This window comes from Silvimonas terrae (assembly GCF_014202765.1).
Lineage (GTDB): Bacteria > Pseudomonadota > Gammaproteobacteria > Burkholderiales > Chitinibacteraceae > Silvimonas > Silvimonas terrae.
This window is the reverse complement of the sequence record NZ_JACHHN010000002.1, coordinates 631,420-655,510: the sequence shown is the minus strand read 5'-3', so window position 1 is coordinate 655,510 and position 24,091 is coordinate 631,420. Positions and strand designations below refer to the sequence as shown.

The following is a 24,091-nucleotide window of genomic DNA, read 5'->3' as shown; positions in this document are numbered from 1 at the left end:
AGAACAACGTCTGCGCGGGTGTGCGCAGGGTTTGGGGCGGGGAAGGGGTGCTGAAAAACCACCAGACGAGTCTGTAGCTGGTGGTTTTTCAGCACTGTATCTGCGGGTTTAGCCGTAATGCAGTTCCAGACTGCGGCCCACTTCATTGAGGGGGGTCGGGTCGATCCAGTCATCCAGATCAAAGTCGCGGGGCAGAAAGCGGCGCTCGAACAGAAAGCGCTTGTAGCTCTTGAGGGCCGAGATGGACTGGTTGGATAACTCCAGCCGCTGGTACAGATGCACATTGCGCCCATACGCGGCCCGCACCACGTCTTCTGGTGCGTCGGTTTCCTGGCCGATGTAATGCACGGTTTCTGCGGCGTGCGCCGGGGCCCAGTAGCCGACATCTGCAATGCGCCGCAAAAAGCGGACGACGACATCCGGGCGCTCGTTCAGCAAGGCGCTATCGACCGTAATCGGGCGCGGCGCGGCGTTGTTGACGCGGTGATTGGGGTCGGTGCAGCGGCGCAGGTCAATGACTTCGTGCGCGCCCAGCTTGCGCGCGGCCTGAATGCCGGGCGCGCCTTTGACATAGATGGCATCCACCTGGTGGGTAACCAGCGCTTCAATCAACTCGGCAAAGACACCATAGCCCCCAAAAAACTGCATATGCGGCTTCTGGTAAACAATCGGCTCTACGGCGACCGGCACAAACCGGACTTCTTCTTCTGCCACATCGCCCAGTTGCAAGGCCACCAGAAAACCATGCAAAGCGCCGGCTCTGGCTTGATCAACGCGGGTGGGGCGCTCTGGCAGCGCCAGCCGCGCACCGCGCAGATCAGCCGGGGTGCGGATGGGGGAGTCTGGCAGGGTGAGAATGGCTTGATATTCATCCGCCCAGGACAGCCCGATCAAGCGGGTGTCCGCGCCGCTGGCCCTGGCCCATAGCGCCGGCACATTGCCGCCCTGGCGGATGGAATAGCGCTGATGGTGAGTCAGATACGACAGTTGCAGGGTTGGATCAGGGACCTCATGCATGGTGCGCACGGCAAAATCATCGTGGGCGAATTCTTCGTCAATCCAGCCCAGACGCGCCGCCAGGCCAAGTGGGGTAGGGTCCGGACAGCGGGTGTACCAGACCGTGTCTACCGTGTTCGTCATGAAATCGATACTCCAGAGTTGCGACAGTTGCCCCCGATGGGTGGGGCAACCGTATCCAGCACAAAACATGCCAACAAATGACCGCTGGCCTCAATGTGGACCATGTTGGCACGCCTTCTTTATCTTTCAAAAGAATATAGACACAATTTCTAATTATTTTTTGTTACATAGAAGGATTGATTATAGTCTGGCATCAAGCCGTACCAACCGGAGCTTTCCCATGGGTCAGAACCCACCCGCCAATTCACCGTTGCTGGCCATGCCGCAAGGGGAAACCCAGCCCTTGTCCATCCGGGCCAAGGCGCTGGTCTTTGTCGACCCGGCCTCCCGGGCGCTGTTGCAGTATGTGGAGCGCCTGGCCCCGTCCGAGGCCCCCATTCTGATTACCGGCGAGACCGGTACCGGCAAAGAATTGATTGCCCGCCATTTTCATTTGCTGTCGCGCCGCAAGGGACCGTTTGTGGCGGTCAATTGCGGGGCGATCAGCGAACAACTGGCGGAGAGCGAATTGTTCGGGCATGAGGCCGGCGCGTTTACCGGCGCCACCGGCAGGCGGGAGGGCTGGTTTGAAGCGGCCAACGGCGGCACGCTGTTTCTGGATGAAATTGGCGATCTGCCGCTTAACCTGCAAGTCAAACTGCTGCGGGTACTGCAAGAGCGTGAGGTGGTGCGTATCGGCTCACGCAAACCCATTCCCATTGATGTCCGGCTGGTGGCCGCCACCAACGTTGATCTGGATGACGCGGTCACCGCCGGGCATTTCCGGCTGGATTTGCTGTACCGGCTGAACATTGCCCAGGTGACCTTGCCGCCCTTGCGGGAACGCACGGGCGATATCATGCCGCTGGCCGAGTACTTTCTGGGGCAATACAGTCAGCGGCTGAACCTGCCGCTGCCGGATATTTCGGACGCTGCCGCCGCTGCGCTCCGGCAATACGCCTGGCCGGGCAATATTCGCGAGCTGGAAAACGTGATCCACTTTGCCATTCTGGTCTCCGGCCACGCCAGGATTGAGCCGGAACACCTGAAGTTTTCCTCTGCTGCCGCCTCAATGGCCCGCAGTGCACCGGCAAGGCCCGCGCTGCCGCAGGAAACACCGCTGGAGGTTATCCGCAGTCAGCTAACCCGGTTGTTTGAAACCAACCAGCCGGAAGGACTGTTCAGCCAGCTTGAGGGGATGCTGGTGCGCGAAGCATTCGAGTTCAGTAGTCAGAACCAGTTGCGGGCTGCCGCCTTGCTAGGGCTGACCCGTAACGAAATCCGTACCCTGCTGGCGCGTTATGACCTGTTGGGCCAGACAGCGCGCGGGCGGCGGGATGCCCCAGGGCACGTGGCTAATGGCTGAACAAGCCGCCCCGGGGTGTCGATGCCACGGCTTGGCGGTGCTGGATTTCTCACAGTTTGTCGTTATCGGCGCAGGTTCTTGCGCATTTGCCCTGTTCAAACCACCGCGCGGCGCCGTCTGTTGACTGGCACGTTTTCTGCTCTGGTTACCGGCTTGAAACCTGCAACCAGAAGGCATTGCGGGCGGGTTGTCGTCTGACCCATGACCTGAATTGCCACAGAGGAGTAACCCCGCGTGTCTTTGATTACCGCCCCTTCCGGCATCACCATCAGACAACTGGCTGGGCATATCGGCGCAGAAATCGGCAACGTCAATCTGGCCGACAAGCTCAGTGACGCGGTTGTCTATGACATACGGCAAGCGCTGCTGAAATGGAAAGTAGTGTTTTTTCGTAATCAGCAGATTGGTCACGCCGAGCAAGTCATTTTTACCTCCCGCTTCGGCAAGGTGACCTATGCGCATCCGTACGAAGATGAACCCGTCGCTGAGCACCCGCAAATTCTGCCGGTAGACCGGTTCCGGCAGCAGCACTGTCAGGGGTTGCGCTGGGCAGAATACGAAAAACGCTGGCATACCGATGTCACCGCCGCAGTGAACCCGCCGGCCGCCACCGTCTTGCGTGCGGTAGACGTGCCGCCTTACGGGGGCGATACCCAGTGGACCAACCTGGTTGCCGCTTATGAGGGTTTGTCGGCCCCGGTGCGGGCGCTGGCCGATGTGCTCAAGGCCGAGCATCGCTTTGCCGCTAACCAGCGCTTGCCGGAAGACAGCAAACTGCAACAGCGCTTTATCGAGCAACCGCTGGTGGCCATACACCCGGTGGTGCGGGTGCATCCGGAAACCGGGGAACGGGCGCTGTTTGTGAATCCGGGGTTTACCTCGCATATTGTGGATGTTTCTGCGGCGGAAAGTGACCGGATACTGGGATTGTTTTTTGAGCAGATCGCCCGGCCGGCGTATACCGTGCGTTTCCACTGGCACAACGGTGACGTGGCGTTCTGGGATAACCGGGCCACGGCCAACCTGTCGCCGCAAGACCTGGATCATTTGAATGTGGCGCGCGTGCTGTACCGGACCACGCTCGTCGGGGATATCCCGGTTGGGGTGGATGGGTTTCACTCTGAACTGGTGAAGGGCGAGTTCTTTGGCACCAACGTGCCGACCGCCCTGGAACTGGCGCGCAAGATCATGGCAAACCGCTCGCAAACCTGACTGGGTGTCAGGGCTTGCGTTACGGATGCGGGATCTGGCCTTCGTCCAGCCTCCGGCCCGCTACCAGTTTGCCGTTGGCGTCCAGTGGGCGCCAATGGTGTTCCAGCTTCAATTCCTTCAGTGCTGCCTGTTGATAGCGTTGGTCCACCCATTGGTTCACATCAAATCCGCTGCGGACCAGCTTGAAGCGCAGCGAGTCTTGCACCGCCTGTTTGTCCCGGGCGATGGCGTATTCATCAAAGACCGGGGACAAGCGTTCGGCCAGGGGCACGCCAGCGTATTCCGCGCGGTAAACGGATTCGGGTTGATAGCCCGTTTGCGTCCACAGCGCGTACACCGCATTGCTGTTTTGCGGGTCTGATGCCCACAGCGCCGCTTTCAACAAGGCTTTGACCACGCGCTGGGTCAGTTCCGGATATTGGGCCGCAAATTTTTGCCGCACCACAATATGGCCGGCAGCGGTAATGCGGGCATCGTCACCGCTGTTGTAGATCACGCGGGCCAGTTGGCGTTGCTGCAAACCCAGGATATCCAGCGAGCCGGCAATGGCGTCTACTTCGCCGGCCAGAAAGGCGGCGGTGTAGGCAGAAGGCGTCATATTGACGCCTTTGATATCGGCCTCTGTCATGCCGTGAGCGGCAAGCACCCGATCCAGAAACAACTGGGAGGCCGTGCCTTTGTTGAAGGCGATCCGTTTGCCACGCAAATCCTCGACGCGCTTGATGGGCGAGTCTGGCCGGGTGGCGACATACCCCTGGCTGCCGCGACCGTTGACCAGAATCAGCCGGGTGTCGAGCCCGACCGAGCGCCCGATGACTGAGGGCAAATCCCCCAGAGAGCTGAAATCCAGCTGGTTGTTGGCCAATGCCTCATTGACCGCCGGCCCCTGGCCTTTGAAAAACACCCAGTCAATGCGGATGCCGTCTTTCTGGAATTCCTGCTCCAGATAATGGCCTTGCTGGGCCACGGCCAACCAGCCGGTATTGACCCGGGGCGGCGTGCCAAAGCCGGCCGAAGCAATGCCAAAATGAATGACCTTGGGGTTGTCCGCCAGGGCAAAGCCCGCCAGCAACAAGGCCAGCAGGGCAAACAGCAAAAAGGAGCGGGTCATGACAAATCCTGGACGAAAAGAAGTCCTGTGTTTGAGCAAGGACTGTTCCAGCCTTTGGCCCGCCTGAATGGCCGGTTTGTCCGTTGTCCTGAGCTTTGTGCAACAGGACAGCAGACAAACTGGCCCGATTGGTACAGTGCCGTTACAACACCTGGGCCACGTCGGCAAACGCCAGGCGCGGGCCGCGTTCCGTCAGGCCGGTGCGCTCGCCATAGCCCAGATTGGCCAGCAAGATGGATTTGAAACGGCCATCGGCAAAGAAGGCAGCATCGATCAGATCGGGCTTGAAGCCGGACATGGGTCCCACATCCAGTCCCAAAGCGCGGGCCGCCAGAAACAGATAACCCGCTTGCAGCGTGGCGTTGGTGCGTGCCGTGGGTTCGATCCAGTCTGGCGCACCGTCAAAAAAGCCTTTGGCGTCGTATGCGGGAAACTGGCTGGGCAGGTGTTCATGAAAGCGGCTATCGAAGGCGATGACTACATTGACCGGTGCGGCCAGCGTTTTGTCCCGGTTTCCACTCGACAAGGCGGGTGCCAGCCGGGCTTTGGCTTCGGGTGTGGTGATGAACAGATACCGTGCCGGCTGGGCGTTAAAGCCGGTCGGGCCCCATTTGAGCAGTTCATACAACTGCTGCAGTGTGGCGGGCGTGACCGGGCGGTCGGTAAAGCGGTGGATGGAGCGAGCCTCGTCAAACAGTTGGGCGAGGGCGGCGGGGGCGAGCGGGGTGGTCATGGTTTTCTCCCTGGAAAGCGCCTGGATGCGCTGGATGGCATTCAGGCAAAAGATACGTCTGGTCCCAATGGCGCGGCTGGCGGTGCGCCATCTGCCACCCGATGCGCGGCGGCACTGCTGCTGGTTTGGGGTGGACTTGTTTGTTGTGATAAATCAGCGGATTGGCTGGTGTTCTGCTGGTCTGGCGTATCCGACAAAAACCCGTCAGATTGTTTGCTCCACAAGCGGTGATAGGCGCCTTTGCGGGCCAGTAATTGCGTGTGGCTGCCGTCTTCCACAATCCGGCCGTTATCGAACACCAGAATCCGGTCCAGGTGGGCAATGGTGGAAAGCCGGTGCGCCACCACCAGCACCGTTTTGCCGCGCATCACGTCATCAAGCGTGTCCTGGATGGCTTGTTCGGTCACAGAATCGAGGCTGGAAGTGGCTTCATCCAGAATCAGGATGGGCGCGTCTTTCAGAATGACGCGCGCTATGGCAATGCGCTGGCGTTGCCCGCCGGAGAGTTTGACGCCGCGCTCGCCCACCATGGCGTCGTAGCCGTCGCTCATCTGTTCAATAAAGTCGTGAGCGTGGGCTTTTTGTGCGGCGGCGATGACCTCGTTGTCGCTGGCATCCAGCTTGCCGTAGCGGATGTTCTCCCGCAGTGAACGATGAAATAGCGTCGGGTCTTGCGGGATCAGGCTCAGTTGACCGTGCAGGGAATCCTGGCTGAGTGAGCGGATATCCGCCCCATCAATCAGGATCTGCCCGCCGTCAACGTCGTACAGGCGCAAGAGCGTGCTGACAAAGGTGGATTTGCCGGAGCCCGAGTAGCCTACCAGGCCCACGCGCTGCCCGGCGTGGATCGTCAGATTGAGTCGTTCAAATACCGGTTTGCCTGGACCATAGCTGAAGTCGACGTCCTTGAACTCGATTTTGCCGGCGTGAAATTGCGCCGTTGCCGGTTCTGGTACGTCTATGAGTTCATGCGGGCGGATGATGGTGCGCACGCCGTTGGCCACGTTGCCAACATACTCAAAGAACTCCAGAAAACGCCGGCTCAGGTTGCGGGCCTCATTGATGATCAGCAAGGCCAGGCTGATGGCCATGACAAAGTCGCCCACGCTGATCGCGCCCTCTGACCAGAGTTTCAAGGCGTAATACAGCACGCCAATCTTGAGTACAGCCGCTGCGCTGAACTGGAACCAGCGCACCCGTTCGGAATAACCGTTGGCGCGGCGAACCGCCTTGAATTCATCTTGCAGAATCTGGTTCAGTTGGGCGCGCTCATGGTCCAGCCGGGCAAACAACAGGGCGCTGGTTATATTGCTGACGGAATCGACAATATGGCCGGTAGTGTCGCTGCGTGCGGCGGCGGCACTGAGTGCGTGCGGCTGGCAACGGCGTGCCAGCAGCCAGGAAATCCCGACAAAGCCCAGCGCCCACAGGCCCACAAACAAGGCCAGCAAATGATGGGTTTGTGCCAGCAGCAAAATCGACACGCTGAACACAATGAAAATGGGCCAGAACTCGGTCAGCAAGGACCACAGCGTCTGCGTGACGCCCATGGCGGTCTCGCTGATGCGGTGGGCCAGTGCGCCGGCAAAGTTGTTGCTGAAATAACGATGCGAGTGATGCTGCAGATAGTGATACAGCGCGCGGGTCACGCTTTGGCGCTGACGGGGCCCAAGGCGGATCTGGATGGCGCCGGCAATGCGCCCGAACAAGACTTCCCCGACCGAAAAACAGACATACAAGGCAATCGGCCCGGATAGCTGGCCCAGGGTGGTGCTGGTGGCGCCGTGGGCCAGGGTTACCGCCTTGATGATGCGGCCCAGCGCGTACGGAATCAGAATCCCGCAACTGGCGTTGGCGGTTTCAAACAACAGCATGGATAAATAGCGCCAGCGGTACTGCGCTACAAAATACAGCACAAAGCGCAAGGGCGTGTCGGGCAAGGTGGGTGTGCCGGCGGCGCGGCGCAGGGTCTGGGATGTGCTCATTGGTTCTCGAAACGCCTTGGCGAGGAAAAGATGATCTGGCGGGGGATCAAGCAGACTTCGTTCCAGGCCGGCTGATCCGGCTGTGGCGCGCTGGGGGCAGCACCGGTACTGCGCCAGCTTGCGCAAACTGTTGGGTTTGCTGTGGCTTTTTGCGCAATCAGCCGGCCCCATGAACAGCCGGGCGCACGGTGCAGGGCCTTTTCCGTGGCTGGCACGGCTTCTGCTGAACAAGACACACCAGACGATTTATCACGGAGTGTCATTCATCATGAGCGAACGCAAGCTGCGCCTTGGCGCATTCATCCAGGCGACTGGCCATCACATTGCCGCATGGCGGCACCCGGGTTCGCAGGCCGATTCCGGAACCAATATCGATCACTATCAGCAAGTGGCGCAGATTGCCGAGCGCGGCTTGTTTGATCTGGTGTTTCTGGCCGACAGCCCCGGCATTTATGCGCGGGGTGACGATGCCGCCCGCAGTCGCTACGGCCGTATTGCCACCTTTGAACCCGTAACCCTGTTTGCCGCGCTGGCGGCCACCACACGTCATATCGGTTTTGTGGCGACTGACTCCACCACTTATAACGAGCCCTGGTTGCTGGCCCGCAAATTTGCCTCGCTGGATCACATCTCCAAAGGCCGCGCCGCGTGGAATGTGGTCACCACCGGTAATGAACAGGCCGCCGGCAACTTTGGCCAGGCGGAGCATCTGGCACATGCCCTGCGTTATGAACGGGCTGAAGAGTTTCTGGATGTGGTAACCGGTCTTTGGGACAGCTTTGATGACGACGCTTTTGCGCGGGACAAAGCCAGTGGCGTGTATTTCGATCCGGACAAACTGCATACGCTGAACCACAAAGGCAAGCATTTCTCCGTCACCGGGCCGCTGAATATTTCGCGGCCGCCGCAAGGGCATCCGGTGATCGTGCAGGCCGGTTCCTCCGATGCCGGGCGGGAACTGGCTGCGCGTACCGCAGAGGTGATTTTTGCGGCCTGGCAAACGCTGGAAGAAGCCCAGGCGTTTTATCGGGATGTGAAAGGGCGGCTGGCGCGCTATGGCCGCAGCCCGGACGATCTGAAAATCATGCCGGGTCTGTCTGCCGTGGTGGGTCGCACCCAGGAAGAAGCCGAGGCCTATAACCGCCAGTTGCAGGACTTGATCCACCCTGATGTGGGTATTTCAATCCTGCAGCCGTTCTTTCCTGGTGTCGATCTGACTGCTTATGACCTTGATGGCCCGTTGCCGCCGTTTGCCGCCAATACCAATGGCACCACCAGTCGGCTGGCCTTGGTGACTGATCTGGCGCAGCGCGGCGATCTGACTTTGCGGCAGTTGTACGAGAATCTGGCGGGCGCACGGGGTCACCGCGTGGTGGTGGGTACGCCAGAAAAGATTGCCGATGAAATCCAGCTCTGGTTTGAAAACGAAGCGGCTGATGGTTTCAATATCATGCCGCCAGTATTGCCAGAGTCACTCGATCTGTTTGTGGAACTGGTGATTCCGGAGCTGCAACGGCGCGGACTGTTCCGCACTGAATACGAGGGCGCCACGCTGCGGGAAAACCTGGGTCTGCGTCGTCCGGCCAGCCGTTATGCGGTGACCGATGAGGTTCGCCGCAGCGCTTGATCGTCCGTATCTTTTTCAAAAAAAGCCCAGCCGGCGAGAGGCGCGGCCCAGGCACCTCTCGCCGCAGCCATTCAGCGGCAGGTCGCCGTGCCGGGTTGGTAGGTGGCAGCGGGTCTGGCTTCGGTGCAGACCCGGTTGCGCCCTTCCAGCTTTGCCCGATAAAGCGCCTGATCCGCCCGCGCTAGCGCGGCATGGATGCCTTCATGCGCCTCTAGTTCCACCGCCGTGAGTTGCGCAACGCCAAAGCTCGCGGTAAAGCGGATGATCCGATCGCCAAATGTCACTGTCTGGGTGGCGAAGCTGGCCCGAATCCGCTCCGCGACGTCGGCCGCTGCCGCCAGTCCGCTGTGCGGCATGGCTACGACAAATTCCTCGCCACCAAAGCGGGCGGCGATATCGCCCGCGCGCAATTGCCGTTGCAAAGTTTGTGCTACACACCGCAATACAGCGTCACCACCGTCATGACCGTAGCTGTCGTTGATCTGCTTGAACAGGTCCAGATCCAGCGTCAGCACGCTGACCGGGTAGCCATAGCGCAGCGCCTGACTGCACGCACGCTGCGCCCGCCCATCAAAACCGCGCCGGTTGGCCAGACCGGTCAGCGGGTCCTGGCGAGCTTCCTGTCCCAGCCGTTCACGTTGCAAGAAGTTGGCATGAATGTAGTGCAGCAGCATCCATTGCAAACCGGCGGTAATCAGCAAGGCCAGAACCGTCCAGCAGACCTGCCAGCGCCAGCCGTGCAAAATATCCCGCTCCGCCAGCCCAACCCCGAGCACCCACTTGCCTTCGTTGATGTTAAGAAACACGCCCATACGCGGCACGCCATCAATCGGAGAGACATAGTGATGAACCTAGGCTGTGTCACTGGCATAGCGCAGTAATTGCGCCAGTTGCGGATTGGTGCGGGGTGCTCCGGGGGCGGGGCCAGCACCCATCCGGGCAAGTTCCATGCCGTTGTCCCGATCCAGCACGGTCATCGCCCCGCCAGGGCCAATGTAGAACCCCTCGTTTTCCATCTTCTGAAACAGGGTGGCCATGCTGGTGGAGTTGAAATAACCCACCGTACCGCCCAGATAACGCCCTTGCGGGCCGCGAACAGCCCGGTAGATGACAAACCCGCCCAGATGCGGGTTGGCGCCGCTGCTTTGCCAATAAAACAGCTTTTCGTCGACGTCGGCAGTGCGCAGGTAGGTGAACAGCGGCTGGTTGCGAAAGCTGGCTTGCTCAAGCGTGCGCGCGCTCAGGGCCAGGTTGAGCGGAAACGACGCCTTTTGCGCCACAAAATCGCCAGTGGCATTGAATACAATCACACCGTCCAGCCAATCCTGTTTCAGTTCTTGCAGCAGAAACGGGGTGACATCTGCCGGGGGGACGGTGTGGTTCAGCAATAGCGCATTGCCAATGACCCGCATCTGGTAACGCATGGCATTGATATCGGCCTCAAATTGCTCCGCCTTCAATAGCGCGGTGTTACGCAGGATGCGGGAAGCCTGATCCTCAATGTAGTTGCGTTGATAGAGCAGGTGGCCCGCAAAGAGCGAGCACTGCAGCAGGACGAACACCAGCAGTAACACACGTTGCGCGGTCCAGCTCAGCCTGCGCTGGGCGTAATCCAGCCAGTGGCGCGGCGCCAGGCGCCTGGTCATGGATTTGCCTTGTGCTTTCGGCAGATGTGGGTGTTGCTGACGGGGCATGCGTGGTCTGTGGTGTTGTTATGTCCCATGATCCTGGCCGATCCGGGCGCGCGGTTAGCGACTACGGCCCTGGCGGCGGGGACGATTGGCGTCGCGCTGGGTGTCGACAGAGGTATTGCGGTTGTAGTGTTGCACCTGGTCCCGCTGGATATTGGTGGACCGGTTTACATTCACATTGACCTCATCGTTGTTGTTATTGGCAATGGCCGCGCCCACGGCCATGCCCATCACGGCGCCACCAGCAGGTAGTACCGGTGCCGGGGCGGGTGCGTACACCGGTACGGGTTGCTGGACAACGACGGTTTCGGCGGCAAATGCGCCCGTCATGGTGAACAGCGCGGCGGTAGCAAGAATAAGGACAGGTTTTGCCATGGGATCGCTCCTTCATCTCGAAATTGAGACTGAGCGAATTTTGATATGCCGATGAAAGTACTTGCTGCGAACAAATACCCGAAAATCCTGCCTGGTTTTACCACAGCGTATTCAAGAACTTAAGTGCGCCATAACCGTCGTGCGCCAAGTACGGGTGTTCGCGTTGCGGGGCATCCCGTATTGGCTGATGGGTGTTCCTGGACTAGCGTGAAGGGCAACAGGAGCAGGAATACACATGCAGCGCTGGCCGCTTTTATTGCCCATCCTGGGACTGACCGTCCTTGCCGCGTCCTGGTATCTGGCCACAAGCTCAGATCCGCCAGTGGTGAAGGGCTGGCCGATGACTACGGATACCAACAGTCCGGTTGTCTCCGTCTATAGCTATCTGCAAGCGCCGCTGGGCGTGGAGGAGCCGGATCGGGCGTGGCGCGGCTTTGAGTTTGTCGATGCACTGTCACAGGTGGCCAGAACAGGCCCCGCGCCCGCCAACACGGCCAGCGGGCGCATTGCATTCAAGGCCGGTGGCAAGTGGTACTTTGGTGCGCTGCAGGTGGATTGTGTCCAGTCCGGCTTCCGGATCACACATTTGTCGGCGTGGCGGGTGCGGTTCTGGCGGAGTCTGGCGCGGGTAACGTCGTACACCTGGCCGGCAAACCGGGCTGAGTGGCAGCAGGGCGACGTAGAGAACGACACGGTGTTGCAGTTTCTGTGTCAGCGTGGCCGCGCCGCTCAATGATCCTGCTTTTTGGGGGCGTACCACATTCCGCCGCTGGTGACCGGGTGCCGGGGAATGGCGAGCACATTGCCGTACTCCTGGAGCAAGTCCTGATAGCTCTTGAAGCCATCCCACGTCCCCAGATTGCGGGCGATCTTGTTCCGCATCTGCACGCGTTCCATCCACCGCTGTTGCCATTGCCCGGTGTGGGCGTCGCGCATGCTTCTTGCGCACTTGTCCGCTTTGTCCGAGTGATGATCAATGATTTTTCTTAAAGACCCATCAGAACGATTAGGCAAACGATATCCCCATGAATCCGCAGCGACGCGGGTTTGCGGCTGTTGGCTTCTCCAGCCTACGCGCTTCTGGCCAGGCGCGCTGATTTATCACACACGGTTTCTGGCAGGCTGAAAACCGGGTGCTCCGGCCATCTGACCCCTGTATCTAATGGGGCACCATCGGCCTACATTCAGGTGTCTGTCTCACTTCAATACCGGAGTTCTGACGCTGACAGCGCAACAGGCGGGACTTCGTCATGGCATTTCTTTCCATCCAGTATCGGACGGTCACGGGGCAGCGCTCGTTTGACCTTGATTACGACCAGACCATCTCCGCAGTGCAGATTGATTCACTGGTGTTGCAAGCGGCCATCCAGAATGAATTCCTGGAAGACTTGCCGCTCAAACGGATTACCGATTTTGCGCTGGGCGAGAAAGCAGAAGTAGACACGATCGAGGCCATTGCCCGCCGGCTGGGGTTGTCAGATATCCAGTATCTGAGCCGGGATGGTTTCAGGCAGATTGAGATCAAACACCGGTTTCATTATGTTTGAGAATGACGCCGGGCTTGCGCCGGTCAGGCTGGAGCCAGAATGGCTGAAAATGGTAATCCCGGTTCCAGTCTTGTCTGCGTGGTGGAGGCTGGTAGCAGGGCTTTGCTTCCTGGTTAAGGTGTTATATCCAGTATGCCAAGTTGTTTCTTGATGAACGGGCCTTCCCTGAATTGTGGGTTGGACGGTTTAAAGCCCATATGCTGTTCTTTTTCTTTTATTTCCGTGGTGGCAATAATAAAATTTTGATGAAAGCTGCGTGAATTCCAGTTTTGATGCACGAAGAAAGCCTCTCCAAACCAGGTGTAATTATCTGCGGCACCACAGCCAAAAGACGTGTTTTTCGCATCTGCGGCCGTAATGACCAAAGCCTCCGGAGACGCCAGCGTATCTGCAAAGGCGCCGGAGTAACATGAAGAAACAATAAGTAGCCGCCAGCGAATACCCGCCTGATCCAGCTTTCTTTTTAACCATGCTGGTGACACGGTTTGCGTTACGTATTCAGATAGCGCCAGAACCAGATTTCCGTCGGGGTCTCCATGAGAGGACATGTAAATGGCCAGGATGTCTTTGTCCAGATCCATTTTTGCAGCTATCCCGTTGATGGATTTTTCCAGGGTCTGTCTGGATGCTTGTGGAAGCTTGTTGATGTCCCGCGCATCATTACTAAGCGTGATGTCCCTGTTGCTGGTTCCCATGTTCAGGTCAAATGTACTGCGTACATATTTGACTTCTTTGGAAAAGACAGAGGGACTTTGATAACCGGCCACCCCGAGGAAATACATTTGCGGATTATGGCTTGTGCCCTTTTTAATGCCGGATATTTGCTGCATTAACAGCATGTCTGATGTGTCTAGTCGCGAAGTGGTGGCGCATGCGCTGATGAAAGAAACGCAGAGCAACAGGTTGATTGAAGTCAGAATTAAACGGGGTTTGTGTGAAAAATAAATCATGATTTGTTTATTTCAGGTTGATTTTGCGCCTGTCAGAAGAGCAGAAGAGTATCTGTATCCAGGGTGAGCGCAGATATTCACGTCAACACAGACTTGCAGAGAAGTGGTTGAAGCGACCGCGTGATAAAAGCGTGCGCGTACTATCGTGAAATATATTCGCGACGAGAAAGGGGGAATTTGGTTTTGGACAATTACCTGTCGTGTGAATATCACCTTTTTATTTTTTACACAGAATTGGTAAATCGGGTAATCACTAATAATAAATATTTGTAGTGCACCGGCTTTTCCACATATTCATCGCAGCCACAAGCCAGGGCTTTTTCCCTGTCACCTTTCATGGCATCAGCGGTCAGGGCAATGATGGGGATGGCTTGGGTAAGTGGGTCCGTTTTCAGTACGCGGGTTGCGGCGATACCGTCCATATCCGGCAGATGCATATCCATCAGGATTACTTCTGGCAAGGCGCTCCGGGCAATGTCAATGCCTTCTGCCGCGCTTGTGGCCTCCAGCGTAACGTGGTTCGCACTGGTCAGTATCCGGACGGTCAGCAACATGTTGAGTGGCGAGTCTTCAATAATCAGGATGCGCGCCATGGTGTTTGTATCCTCCAGCAAAGGTGCTTGATCAGGCTGTTGGTGTGGTGGTGGGCTCTTGCCAGAGCGGCAGCCAGACCGAAAAACAACTCCCCACGCCAGGCTCACTAGTCATCGCCACCGTTCCGCCGTGCAATTCGGCCAGTTGGTGAACCACGGCCAGACCCAGACCGGTGCCTTCCACCTTGCGGGCTAGCGAGCTATCCAGTTGTGTGAAGGGCTTGAACAAACGGCCGCTGTCGCTCTGGGCAATGCCAATGCCGGTGTCGGTCACGCTGATTTGTGCAAACGCCGGATATTCCCCCTGCGGCAAGGGCATTCTGATGCCGGCAGCAAAGCCGGGCAGACGTGTGGCGGCATCCTGCCGTTCTACCTGGCTGGCGGTCAGGCTGATGTGGCCGCCCGCAGGGGTGAATTTGACGGCATTGGATAACAGGTTGTAGAGAATCTGCCGGAAACGTCGCCGGTCGGCGCGGACCATCAGTACCGGGTTGCCGGGCTGCCAGTCGATATGAATGTCGCTGATGGTTGCGCGCTCCCGGACAATGGAAAGACTGTCGGAGAGCATCTGTTCCAGGTCCACCGGCTCGACATCCAGTTGCATTTTGCCGGCCTCGATCTTGGAAAGGTCCAGCACTTCATTGATGAGCTGCAACAGGTGTTCGCCGCTATCAAAAATGGCGGCCACGTAGGTTTGCTGATCGTCCGTCAGCGGGCCCAGCAAGCCGTCTTTGAATAACTCGGCAAAGCCGATGATGGCATTGAGCGGCGTGCGTAGCTCGTGCGACATGGTGGAAAGAAATTCTGATTTAAGGCGATTGGCCTCCATCAATTGCTGGTTCTTGTCGTCAATTTCCTGCTGGCGTAGCCGTAACTGGTCGTTGGCAATACCCAGTTCCTGATTCTGGGTTTCCAGCACAGACAGTAGCTCCGCCCGGCTTTCCGCCAGCGCGCGGGTGGCACGCGCTTCGGTGGCTTCCATGTCCTTGTGCGCCAGTGCCAGCCGGATGCGGCGGTTTTCATCCTCAAACTGCTTGCGCCGCAGTTGCGCGCTGACCCGCGCCTTGAGGACTTCCAGCTCGTTGGACTTCAACACATAGTCATCCGCGCCGGTGGCCAGCCCCTCAATCATGGCTTCCCGGTCCTCCGTACCCGTCAGCATGATCAGCGGAATGTCCCGCAGAATGGGGGATGACTTGATGCGCCGGCAGGTTTCGGTGCCACCCAGTCCGGGCATCAGCCGATCCAGCAAAATGCAGTCCACGGTTTGCACGGCGATCATGTCCAGTGCTTCTTCGCCCGACCAGGCCATGATGACGTCGTAACCATCCCCGCGCAGGGCTTCGGCCAGCGTATCCAGATAGGTGGCGCTGTCATCCACCACCAGAATGCGCTTGGGGCCCAGCAGGCTGGAGTTTTCGACTTCTTCGGGCGGGGTCATGGCCATGCGCATGACGGCTTGCACCCGCGCCAGAATCATTTCCAGGTCTTCTTCTTTGCGGGCAAAGGCATCCGCGCCGGAATTGAGTGCGGTCAGTTCTGCGCCCGGTTCGCCCGAGCCCGTCAGCATAATGCAGGGCGTCTGGCGCAAGGCGGTGTCCAGCCGCAGTTTGCGGATGACGGTGGCGCCATCAATGCCGGGCAGTACGCCGTCCACAATCACCAGCGACGGCCGGTTTACCGCCGCGCTGCGCAGGCCTTCTTCCCCACTGGATGCGCTGTAAACCGTATAGCCGTGGCTGCGCAGCCCGCCGCACAAAGCTTCGCGGAACGTGCTGCTGTCATCAATCACCAGCACACTGTGCGGTTCATGCACGGTGCCGGGCGAGCCGTGGCGCGCCAGTTGCAAGACCCGCGCAACCACGTAATCCCGGTCATAGGGTTTGCCGATGTAGTCGCTGGAGCCGGTCATCAGCCCCCGGATGCGATCTCTGACTTCGGCCTCGCTCGATAGCATCAAGACGGGGAGTTGTGCGGTGTGCGGGGTGGTGCGGATTTCTTCCAGCAATTCAATGCCATCACCATCCGGTAGCAAGACATCCAGAATGGCCAGTGCCACCGGCAGGCTCGCCAGTGCTGCTCTGGCTTCATGCAAGGTGGCGCAGCCCAGGGTGGAGAGCCCGGCCGCCGCCAGCGCCTCAAGCAAATCTGCCCGTACCGTCAGGCTGTCATCCACCACCAGAATCAGGGCGCTCATGGGCTGATCACCTCTGCTGGGCCGTGATTTGCGCGGCAATCGACGGGCCGATTTCGCCCAGCGGCAGAATCTGCGCGGCGGCCCCCAGCAAGGCCGCCTGATGCGGCATGCCATAGACCACTGAACTGGCTTCATCCTGCGCGATGGTGAAGCCGCCAGCTTGCCGGATAGCCAGCAAGCCGCGCGCGCCGTCCTGGCCCATGCCGGTCAGCAGGCAGGCCAGAATTCGCCCCTTGTAATGTGCTGCGATGGATTCAAACAAGACATCCACCGAAGGCCGGCAAGAATGGCGCTCCGGCGTATCCGCAAGCCACACCCGCTGATTGCGCACCACCAGATGCAGGCCCGGTGGCGCCAGTAGCACCACCTGGGGGGTCAATAACTCCCCGTCGCGGGGAAAGCGCACGCTATGGGGGGTCTGCCCATCAAGCCATTCTGCAAATCCCGCGCCAAAGGGCTCGCCAATATGGATCACAATCAGAATGGGGGTCCGGCTGACCGGCAAGGCCCGCAAAATCTCCACCAGTGCGCCAGGGCCGCCGGTTGAGGCCCCAATGGCCACCAGGCTGATGCCCGGCCCGGTGGATTTGGTTGGAGTTGGACCTGTCCGCAACGGGTCTGCCGGCATGCTGGTCAGCCGGCCGCGCAAGTGTGTAATGGCTTTGACGCGCGCTACCAGTTTGACCATGGCGACAAACTCTTGCGCCCACTGGTCATCCGCGTCTTGCAGGCCGGGTTTTTCAATGGCCTCGACCGCGCCGGCGGCCAGCGCGTCGTAGGTTCTGTAGAGTTCGCCCCGGTTGAACGAGGCCGATACGATCAGAATCGGCGTGGGGCAGTGCGCCATCACATATTCCGTCACGGCCAGGCCGGTCATCAGCGGCAGCATCATGTCCAGGGTCATGATGTCCGGGCGCAAAGCCAGACATTGTTCAATGGCCTGCTTGCCATCTTCGGCCGCGCCCACGACCTCCAGTTGCGCATCGGCCTGCAGGATTTCCAGCAGCCGGTGCCGTACCGTCAGCGAGTCCTCAACCACCAGGACGCGGGTGCGTTTCATGATTGCACCAGCGTGCGCACCCGGCGCAGAAAATCAACCTGATCAAACTCGCCTTTGACGATGTAGGCGGCAGCGCCAGCCCGTTCGCCGCGCCGGCGGTCCTCGTCAGAGTTGCAGGAGGTCACCAGAATGCAGGGCGTGCCGTGTTGTTGCGGATCGGCCCGGATGCGCTGAACCAGCGTAAAGCCATCCATGCCGGGCATTTCCACGTCCACCAGAAACAAGGCGTAACGCTGCTGCTGCATCATTTCCAAAGCCTCTTCGGCCGATGCGGCGGTGGCTACCGGCAGGCCGGCAGAAGACAAAATGCTTTCTTCCAGCATGCGCGTGGTGAGTGAGTCATCTACCACCAGAATCGGCAATGCCGGAACCATCTGACCGGGCGAAGCGACACCGTGTTGGCGGGGTGTGGCGGCCAGAATGGTGGGGTCGAGCACCAGGCAAGGCGTGCCTTCGTTATCCAGATAACTGCCCAGAATTACCGGATCAGCCGGCGCAAACGCCGGCAGGGGTCGCAAGACTATGCTTTGCGTGCCCACCAGCCGGTCTACCTTGATGGCGATCGCGTCCTGGGCTCCGGCCAGGATAACGGCGGACATGGCCGTATCTGAGACGGCAGGGCGGTCGTTGAAAAGGCGGGGGGAGAGTAGCGGGATTAATTGCGCTTCATGCAACAGGGTTTCGCCTTCGCCAGTGCGGGCGATCTCTGCGGGGCTCAGGCGCTGTGTGGCGCGCACGGCATCAAGCGGAATGGCAGCCCGCTGGTTGTCCAGATCAACCAGTAGTGCATCCATCGCGGCCAGAGATACCGGCACCGTCAGGATGACCTCTGTGCCGCTGCCCTTGCTGGTGTCGGCGCGCAGATTGCCATTCAGTTGCTGTGCCGCTTCCCGAACCACGTCCAGCCCAATGCCGCGCCCGGCAATCTGGGTCAGGCTGCCAGAGGTCGATAAACCTCCTTTGAACAGCAGGGCCACTAAAGCCGCCGTATCCGGAGTGGGGCTGGTGGGGGGCAGATGTCCCTGGCGGATGGCCTGCGCGCGGACGGCGTCAAAATCAATGCCCTTGCCATCATCCGTGCAATGGAACGCAACCTGATAACCCTGCCGCGCTACCCGCAGCCGCAATTGCCCGGCAGGCGGCTTGCCATTGGCGATGCGCTCACCCGGGAGTTCAATGCCATGCGCCACCGCATTGCGGACCAATTGCACCAGCGCGTTCTGCACAATATCCAGCACCTGCCCATCGAGCATGGCCTCGCCGCCGCTGGCTTCAAAGCTGACTTGTTTGCCCACGCTTTGCGCTGCATCACGCGCGGTGCGTTCCAGCGTACTGAACAGGCTGGCTGCGGAGACCAGGCGCAAGCGTTCCGTGGTGTCGCGGGCCTGGCGCAGCTCCCGGTCAATACGGTCGGTGCTGGCGCTTAAGTTGCGCGCTGCACCCGCCGCCAGGTCGGCCAGTACGCTCGCTACACCGGCATGCGGTCCGTCCAGTTTTGCGGCCAGAGCGCCAGCAAGGTTGTTGATTTGCGCGATGGTCGTGCCCAGTTCGCTCAGCGAGGTCAGCTCCCGCCCGATTTCACCCAGACCGTCCAGCAGTTCATTGACCTCCGCCGGATCAGTGCGGGATTGCCGCGCGGGGATGGGGCTCGCTACGGCATCCTCAGTCGTGCCGGGTAAACTTGCCAGTGCGGCATCAATGGCATCTAGCCTGCGCAGGGCCTGGCCGACCGGGCCGGGGGCGATGATTTGTCCGCCTTCACGCCACGGGGCCAGATCATCTTCAACGGCATGGGCCAGATCGGCAATATCGCCCTGTTTGACCACGCGGGCCGCCCCCTTGAGGGTGTGCGCCAGCCGCAATAACCTGGCCAGCACCGCAGGGTCTACCTGGGTGCCTTCCAGTGCGATGATGCCGCTGGATAGCTGATCGACCAGTTCACGCGCCTCGATCCGGAAAAAGCGGTAGGGGTCCTTCGCCATGCCTAAGCGCTCAGGGGCTGAATCAGGCGCCGTAAATCCTGCGACAATCCGGCCAGTTGGGATGCGGTTTGCAAGGTCTGGCTGGTGCTCGCTTCCGTTTCGCGGGTGGCCTGGGCGACGTCGGTCACCGCAATCCGGACTTGTTCAGCGGCGCTGGCCTGTTGCTTGGTAGAAAGTTCGATCTCCCGCGCTGCATCGGTGGTCGTCGCCACAAGGTGGGTGATTTGCCTGAATGAAGCGGCCACTTCATTGAATTGTCTGGCACCGGCCTCCACCGCTTTGGCGCCGCTTTCCGTCGCCATCACCGTGGTGTTGACCGCGCCCCGCACTTCATCAATTTGCGAACGGATGGATTTGGTCGACACCGCCACCCGGTCTGCCAGTTTGCGGATTTCATCGGCCACCACGGCAAACCGGCGGCCGGCCTCGCCCGCGCCAGAGGCTTCAATGGTGGCGTTAATCGCCAGAATATTGGTTTGCTCTGCCAGTTCGGCCACGATATCAAGCACCGCCCCGATTTCCTGGGATTTCCGGCCCAGATCCAGCATGTGGTTCACCACCAGGTCGACCTGCCGGCGTATGGCCGCAATGGCGTCCTGACCTTTTTCCACGGTGCCATCACCGTTTTGCGCGGCCAGCGCGGTTTGTTCTGCAATGTGGGCTACCCGCTGCGCGCTTTCTGCAATCTGCCGTGAGGTGGCAACCAGCTCGCTGATGGTGGTGGTGATTTCCGTCATGGCGTTGACTTGTTCTTTGGCGCCAGAGGCCTGCTGGTTGGCGGCGGCCTGCAACTCTGCGGAAGAACTCTGCACGTGGCCCACCGCCGTGCCTACTTGCTGGTTCAGCGCACGCGTCAGCAGTACGCCCACGGCAATCACAAAGGCCAGGCTGACCAGCGTGCCGTACAAAATGACGTTCTTGGCCCGGATGCTGGTCATTTCAGATTCAACCGCACGCTGTTTCAGCAGGCCCCGTTCGGTGTCATCCATGTCGTGCACAATGACCCGCAGATCATCCATGTATTTCTTGCCAGTACCTGCGCCAATCAGGGCAAGGGCCTCGTCCCCGCGCCCGGCCCGGCGCAGATCAATGGTGTGTTTCAGTTCGGCCAGTTTTGCCGTTACCAGTGGCTCGGCCAGATCGATCCGTTTCTGTTCCTGGTCGTTGTCGCTGGTCAGATTGCGCAAATCCTTCAGCAAGCGCGGCGCTTCAAGCAGCGCGCCCTGGTACGGTTCAAGGTAACTTTCGTTGCCGGTGATGATGTAGCCGCGCTGACCGGTTTCCGCATCCTTCATGGCCCCTAACAGGCTGGCGGCTTTTTCCAGGACCTGGTGGGTGTGGGTAACCCGGTAACTGGCATCGATTAATTGATCAATGCTCTGGAATGCAATCACGCCGATGGCGATCAGCAGCACGGATGAAATCACAAAAGATGCGGCAATTTTCCGCCCGAACGTCCAGTTGGCATTCATGGTTTAACGCTCCGTAGCTGGGGAGTGGCAGGCGGTGGGGTAATCCGTTGTGACAGTCGGCGGATGGTCTCGATCAGCGCCGGGATGTGAAGGATCGGGCGCAGCCCGTCTCCGCGCACCGCACCGATGGTCTGCGGGTGGTGTTCGGCGGTTTCTGGCGCTGTTTCGCCGGGGTCGACCATCATGTGCTGGTCAACGCGCAAATAGGCTTCAAACGTGGCAAAGGCCAGGGCGACCGGTTGTTCTTTGTTGATCAGCACCAGCCAGCGCAGGTGTGCGGCCGGGGCGTGGCCCAGCAAGCAACCCAGGTCGTAAACCGGAACGATTTGCCCGCGAAAACCGGCCAGACCGCGCAGCGCCGTAACCGGTGTGGGCAGCGGCACAATATGGCGGTCTGCGGATAAACCGCTGATTTCATCCAGCGGCAAGGCATAAGGATCAGCGCCAACCCGGATGGCCAGGAATCCCTTGATGGCGTGCCGGGTGCGCTCTGGCGCTTGGGCAAACGACTGGTCAAAATCCTCACGCAAGCGCGCCAGCCCGGCCAGTTGCTCTGGTTTGTGCTGGCTCATCGGCGTTCACCTGAATGCAGTGGTTCCTGTTTGCACAGGGCCATCAGGGCCTCCCGTTTGAAACCGCCGCCAAACAGCAAAAGGCGCGCCGGATCTTCTTGCTGTAATAGCCGGATGGCGTGTTTCATCTCCTGCGCTGCGCCCTGATGATCGCCCCGGCGACGGGCAATGAGCCCCATGTGAACGCGCGGCATGGCAAACCCGGGGTCCAGCCACGCAGCCAGTTGATCTTGTTCCAGTGCCCCCGTCAGATCGCCCTGGCTCTCCCGGCACAGCGCCAGCACATAATGCGCGCCGGCATTCAGCTCATCGTCCTGCAAGAGAGAAAAGCACGTGGCCTCGGCTTGCGCCAGTGCGCCACTGTGGCTGTACAGCACGGCCTTGAGCAGGCGGACGTCTGGATTGCGCTCATATTCGGGCGGCAGGGCCTGCAAATAAGTCAGCGCGGGTTCAAAGCGTTCCCGGTCAAGAAAGTCCAGTACAGGTGCCAGGTTGGGGCTGGTCGGTGCGGTAACGGCCGGCACAGGCTGGGCGGCGGCTGGCGCAGGCAGGCAAGACAAGGCGTGAATGCGCGCGCTGGCTTGTTCAATGGCGGCCACCCAACTGCTTTCAGGTGTCGGGTTGGCGATGTGTTGGGGCGGCCTCGCAGCGGCTGGCGGTGTTTGTCGCCGGTAATAAAACGCGTCGTTGGTGTGAAAAACTTCAAAGTCCTCAGAGAGGCCGCGCAAGGTTTCGGCATGGCCCAGAAACAAATACCCGCCAGGCGTCATGGCGGCGGCAATGCGCCCAACGGCAGCGCGGGCTTGTGCTGGCGTGAAATACATCAGTACATTGCGGCAAAACACAATGTCGAATCGGCCGGCTTGCCAGAAGTGGGGGTCATTTTCGACCAGGTTGCGCTGCTCAAAACGCACTGCCGCAACGATCGTCTCATCCAGCGCAAAGAGGTTGCCCTCTGGCGTAAACCAGCGGTCCCGCATGGCTTGTGGGGTATCACGCAAGGACCAGGCGGAATACCGTGCATGGCGGGCTTTGGCCAGCATGGCCGGGTTCAGGTCTGCTGCAGTAATCTGCACCCGCTGCATGGCTTCTGGCAGGTGTTCTTGTAGCATCATGGCCAGCGAGTAGGGTTCCTCGCCAGAGGCGCAGCCAAACGACAAAACCCGAATGGGTGCCTCACCGCCGCCTTTGTTCAGATATGCCGGCAGCGCAACCTGAATGAAGGCGACAAGCTGATCAATATTGCGCAGGAAACTGGTCTCCGTAATGGTCAGTAACTGTGCCAGCGCCGCCAGTTCGGCTCGCTCCCCGCTGGATACCCGCTCAAGGTATGTGCCGTAATCGCAGTGATGCACCAGGGTCTGCTGGGCCAGTACATGCGCCAGCCTGGATGCTGCGGCGTCGTCGAAAAACCAGCCCGCGTGTTCAGTCAGCGCGGCGCGAAATCGCGCGATATCCCGTGGGGATGGCGGCTGCATCATTGCGCCAGCTCCTGCGTCTCCAGCGCTTGCCACACGGCTTGCGGAATCAGATGCGCGCTTTGCAATACCAGCAACAAACCACTGTCCAGCGCAGCAATGGCCGATACCGTATGTGCAGCCGCTTCACTTAACAGTGGTGGTAAATCGGTCTGCGCAGCGGGATCGAGCCTGCGCAAGCCAATAACGCTATCCACCGCCACAGCAACCACGCGTGCGCCAATCCGCAGGGTGACGTAACGCCCGGGCGGCGCAGTACGGCTGGCGCCCATCAGCGCGGTCATGTCGACCACAGGCACAGCCTGGCCGCGCAGGGTCGCCACGCCCAGCACAAAGCCGGGCATGCCGGCAAACGGGTGGGGTGCCAGAGGGCGCATGGTTTCAATGACGTCGCAGAGTGCAAATGCATACTCGTTATGATTGTTCTGGCAAATCAGCCAGGGTGTCGACGGCGGGTTGATCATGCTGGCAGGCCTTTGTTTCCTGCAGGGAATGGGTATTGGGTGGCGCGCTGTTCTGGAATCCGGGCGGGCTCACGCAAACTGCAAGGCAGCCGAAGCATTCCCCTGGTTGTCCGCTTCCGGTGACGTTGCTTGCTTACAAGATAGGTGTAGTCCCGAAGGCACGGAACCCTGTTAGTTTTTACAGTGCGCCAGAATGGGGCGGCGCGTTGGGCGGCATAACTCACAAGGAGGGGCTCTCTCACCCAACCCGCGCATTTCATTCATGCCGTTAAAAAAAGCCGCAGCATCGGGAGCTTGTGTCTATGATCAGTCATGCCCACAACCGGATGGCTTGATGACTGATGACACCGTGGTACAAGAGTTTGATCACGCCGGACACCATTTGTGCGTAACGGTCTGGCGGTCCGGACTGTTCTGGAAATGGTCCTATGTCATCGATGGATTGCATAAAGCTGAAATCGCCACCAGACCCTTCAAGGTGCAAGCGGACTCGATGAACGAGGGGATTTTCATTGCCAAGTACAAGGCAGAGAAAATGCCGCCGCGGGAGTAAACAA

The 24,091-nt window shown here is 59.7% G+C and carries 23 protein-coding genes; 6 read left to right on the top strand and 17 right to left on the bottom strand.

Annotated elements, in window-relative coordinates:
* Nucleotides 1-108: 108 nt before the first annotated feature.
* Nucleotides 109-1,140 (bottom strand): ABC transporter substrate-binding protein, encoded by a 1,032-nt coding sequence (locus HNQ50_RS07250; protein WP_184099049.1) that lies wholly within the window; start codon nt 1,138-1,140, stop codon nt 109-111.
* Between the two features lie 220 nt (nt 1,141-1,360).
* On the opposite strand from HNQ50_RS07250, the gene HNQ50_RS07245 reads away from it, so the two are divergent.
* Nucleotides 1,361-2,485 carry a sigma-54 interaction domain-containing protein gene (locus tag HNQ50_RS07245; protein WP_184099047.1) on the top strand — a complete coding sequence of 375 codons (1,125 nt, stop codon included), beginning with the start codon at nt 1,361-1,363 and terminating at the stop codon, nt 2,483-2,485.
* A gap of 234 nt (nt 2,486-2,719) precedes the next feature.
* A complete protein-coding gene (locus HNQ50_RS07240; RefSeq protein ID WP_221303037.1) occupies nt 2,720-3,697 on the top strand; it encodes a TauD/TfdA dioxygenase family protein in 978 nt (325 codons plus the stop codon).
* Nucleotides 3,698-3,716: 19 nt separating this feature from the next.
* Here the strand turns inward: HNQ50_RS07240 and HNQ50_RS07235 are convergent, their stop codons facing one another.
* The 3 genes from HNQ50_RS07235 to HNQ50_RS07225 all read right to left on the bottom strand — a co-directional run bounded on the left by HNQ50_RS07235 (nt 3,717) and on the right by HNQ50_RS07225 (nt 7,526).
* The gene (locus HNQ50_RS07235; protein WP_184099045.1) at nt 3,717-4,808 is read right to left on the bottom strand and encodes an ABC transporter substrate-binding protein; all 1,092 of its coding nucleotides are present in this window, start codon (nt 4,806-4,808) and stop codon (nt 3,717-3,719) included.
* Nucleotides 4,809-4,950: 142 nt separating this feature from the next.
* Nucleotides 4,951-5,541, bottom strand: coding sequence for a malonic semialdehyde reductase (locus HNQ50_RS07230; protein ID WP_184099043.1), 591 nt, complete (start codon nt 5,539-5,541; stop codon nt 4,951-4,953).
* Between the two features lie 41 nt (nt 5,542-5,582).
* Entirely contained in the window at nt 5,583-7,526 is a 1,944-nt protein-coding gene (locus HNQ50_RS07225) for an ABC transporter ATP-binding protein (RefSeq protein ID WP_184099041.1), read from the bottom strand.
* A 268-nt stretch (nt 7,527-7,794) separates the two neighbouring features.
* On the opposite strand from HNQ50_RS07225, the gene HNQ50_RS07220 reads away from it, so the two are divergent.
* Nucleotides 7,795-9,153 carry an LLM class flavin-dependent oxidoreductase gene (locus HNQ50_RS07220; protein ID WP_221303036.1) on the top strand — a complete coding sequence of 453 codons (1,359 nt, stop codon included), beginning with the start codon at nt 7,795-7,797 and terminating at the stop codon, nt 9,151-9,153.
* A 71-nt stretch (nt 9,154-9,224) separates the two neighbouring features.
* Here the strand turns inward: HNQ50_RS07220 and HNQ50_RS21900 are convergent, their stop codons facing one another.
* From HNQ50_RS21900 to HNQ50_RS07210, 3 genes are all read right to left on the bottom strand, one after another.
* The gene (locus HNQ50_RS21900; protein ID WP_221303035.1) at nt 9,225-9,965 is read right to left on the bottom strand and encodes a GGDEF domain-containing protein; all 741 of its coding nucleotides are present in this window, start codon (nt 9,963-9,965) and stop codon (nt 9,225-9,227) included.
* A 39-nt stretch (nt 9,966-10,004) separates the two neighbouring features.
* Entirely contained in the window at nt 10,005-10,799 is a 795-nt protein-coding gene (locus HNQ50_RS21895; protein WP_221303034.1) for a hypothetical protein, read from the bottom strand.
* A 102-nt stretch (nt 10,800-10,901) separates the two neighbouring features.
* A complete protein-coding gene (locus tag HNQ50_RS07210; protein WP_184099039.1) occupies nt 10,902-11,219 on the bottom strand; it encodes a hypothetical protein in 318 nt (105 codons plus the stop codon).
* A 235-nt stretch (nt 11,220-11,454) separates the two neighbouring features.
* Between HNQ50_RS07210 and HNQ50_RS07205 the strand changes: the two genes are divergently transcribed.
* Nucleotides 11,455-11,955: a hypothetical protein gene (locus tag HNQ50_RS07205; RefSeq protein ID WP_184099037.1), complete on the top strand. Its 501-nt coding sequence runs from the start codon at nt 11,455-11,457 to the stop codon at nt 11,953-11,955.
* On the opposite strand, the gene HNQ50_RS07200 is transcribed toward HNQ50_RS07205, so the two are convergent.
* On the bottom strand, nt 11,949-12,155 hold the full coding sequence (locus tag HNQ50_RS07200; RefSeq protein WP_184099035.1) for a hypothetical protein: 207 nt from the start codon (nt 12,153-12,155) through the stop codon (nt 11,949-11,951). The genes HNQ50_RS07205 and HNQ50_RS07200 overlap by 7 nt on opposite strands.
* Nucleotides 12,156-12,469: 314 nt before the next feature.
* Between HNQ50_RS07200 and HNQ50_RS07195 the strand changes: the two genes are divergently transcribed.
* Nucleotides 12,470-12,766, top strand: a complete 297-nt coding sequence (locus HNQ50_RS07195; protein ID WP_184099033.1) for a hypothetical protein — start codon at nt 12,470-12,472, stop codon at nt 12,764-12,766.
* Between the two features lie 113 nt (nt 12,767-12,879).
* On the opposite strand, the gene HNQ50_RS07190 is transcribed toward HNQ50_RS07195, so the two are convergent.
* The 9 genes from HNQ50_RS07190 to HNQ50_RS07150 all read right to left on the bottom strand — a co-directional run bounded on the left by HNQ50_RS07190 (nt 12,880) and on the right by HNQ50_RS07150 (nt 23,534).
* Complete coding sequence (locus HNQ50_RS07190) at nt 12,880-13,716, bottom strand: C13 family peptidase (RefSeq protein ID WP_184099031.1); 837 nt, start codon at nt 13,714-13,716, stop codon at nt 12,880-12,882.
* A 224-nt stretch (nt 13,717-13,940) separates the two neighbouring features.
* Nucleotides 13,941-14,309, bottom strand: a complete 369-nt coding sequence (locus HNQ50_RS07185) for a response regulator (protein ID WP_184099028.1) — start codon at nt 14,307-14,309, stop codon at nt 13,941-13,943.
* A gap of 31 nt (nt 14,310-14,340) precedes the next feature.
* Nucleotides 14,341-16,506: a response regulator gene (locus HNQ50_RS07180; protein ID WP_184099026.1), complete on the bottom strand. Its 2,166-nt coding sequence runs from the start codon at nt 16,504-16,506 to the stop codon at nt 14,341-14,343.
* A gap of 7 nt (nt 16,507-16,513) precedes the next feature.
* Nucleotides 16,514-17,566, bottom strand: a complete 1,053-nt coding sequence (gene cheB, locus HNQ50_RS07175; protein ID WP_184099024.1) for a chemotaxis-specific protein-glutamate methyltransferase CheB — start codon at nt 17,564-17,566, stop codon at nt 16,514-16,516.
* Nucleotides 17,563-19,548, bottom strand: coding sequence for a response regulator (locus HNQ50_RS07170; RefSeq protein ID WP_184099022.1), 1,986 nt, complete (start codon nt 19,546-19,548; stop codon nt 17,563-17,565). The genes cheB and HNQ50_RS07170 overlap by 4 nt, the downstream gene beginning before the upstream one ends.
* Before the next feature lie 2 nt (nt 19,549-19,550).
* A complete protein-coding gene (locus HNQ50_RS07165) occupies nt 19,551-21,020 on the bottom strand; it encodes a CHASE3 domain-containing protein (protein ID WP_184099020.1) in 1,470 nt (489 codons plus the stop codon).
* Nucleotides 21,017-21,592: a chemotaxis protein CheW gene (locus HNQ50_RS07160; protein WP_184099019.1), complete on the bottom strand. Its 576-nt coding sequence runs from the start codon at nt 21,590-21,592 to the stop codon at nt 21,017-21,019. The genes HNQ50_RS07165 and HNQ50_RS07160 overlap by 4 nt, the downstream gene beginning before the upstream one ends.
* Nucleotides 21,589-23,073 carry a CheR family methyltransferase gene (locus tag HNQ50_RS07155; protein ID WP_184099017.1) on the bottom strand — a complete coding sequence of 495 codons (1,485 nt, stop codon included), beginning with the start codon at nt 23,071-23,073 and terminating at the stop codon, nt 21,589-21,591. Before HNQ50_RS07155 ends, HNQ50_RS07160 begins: the two co-directional genes overlap by 4 nt.
* Nucleotides 23,070-23,534 (bottom strand): chemotaxis protein CheW, encoded by a 465-nt coding sequence (locus HNQ50_RS07150; RefSeq protein WP_184099015.1) that lies wholly within the window; start codon nt 23,532-23,534, stop codon nt 23,070-23,072. Before HNQ50_RS07150 ends, HNQ50_RS07155 begins: the two co-directional genes overlap by 4 nt.
* A 334-nt stretch (nt 23,535-23,868) precedes the next feature.
* On the opposite strand from HNQ50_RS07150, the gene HNQ50_RS07145 reads away from it, so the two are divergent.
* Nucleotides 23,869-24,087, top strand: a complete 219-nt coding sequence (locus tag HNQ50_RS07145; protein WP_184099013.1) for a hypothetical protein — start codon at nt 23,869-23,871, stop codon at nt 24,085-24,087.
* Nucleotides 24,088-24,091 lie beyond the last annotated feature (4 nt).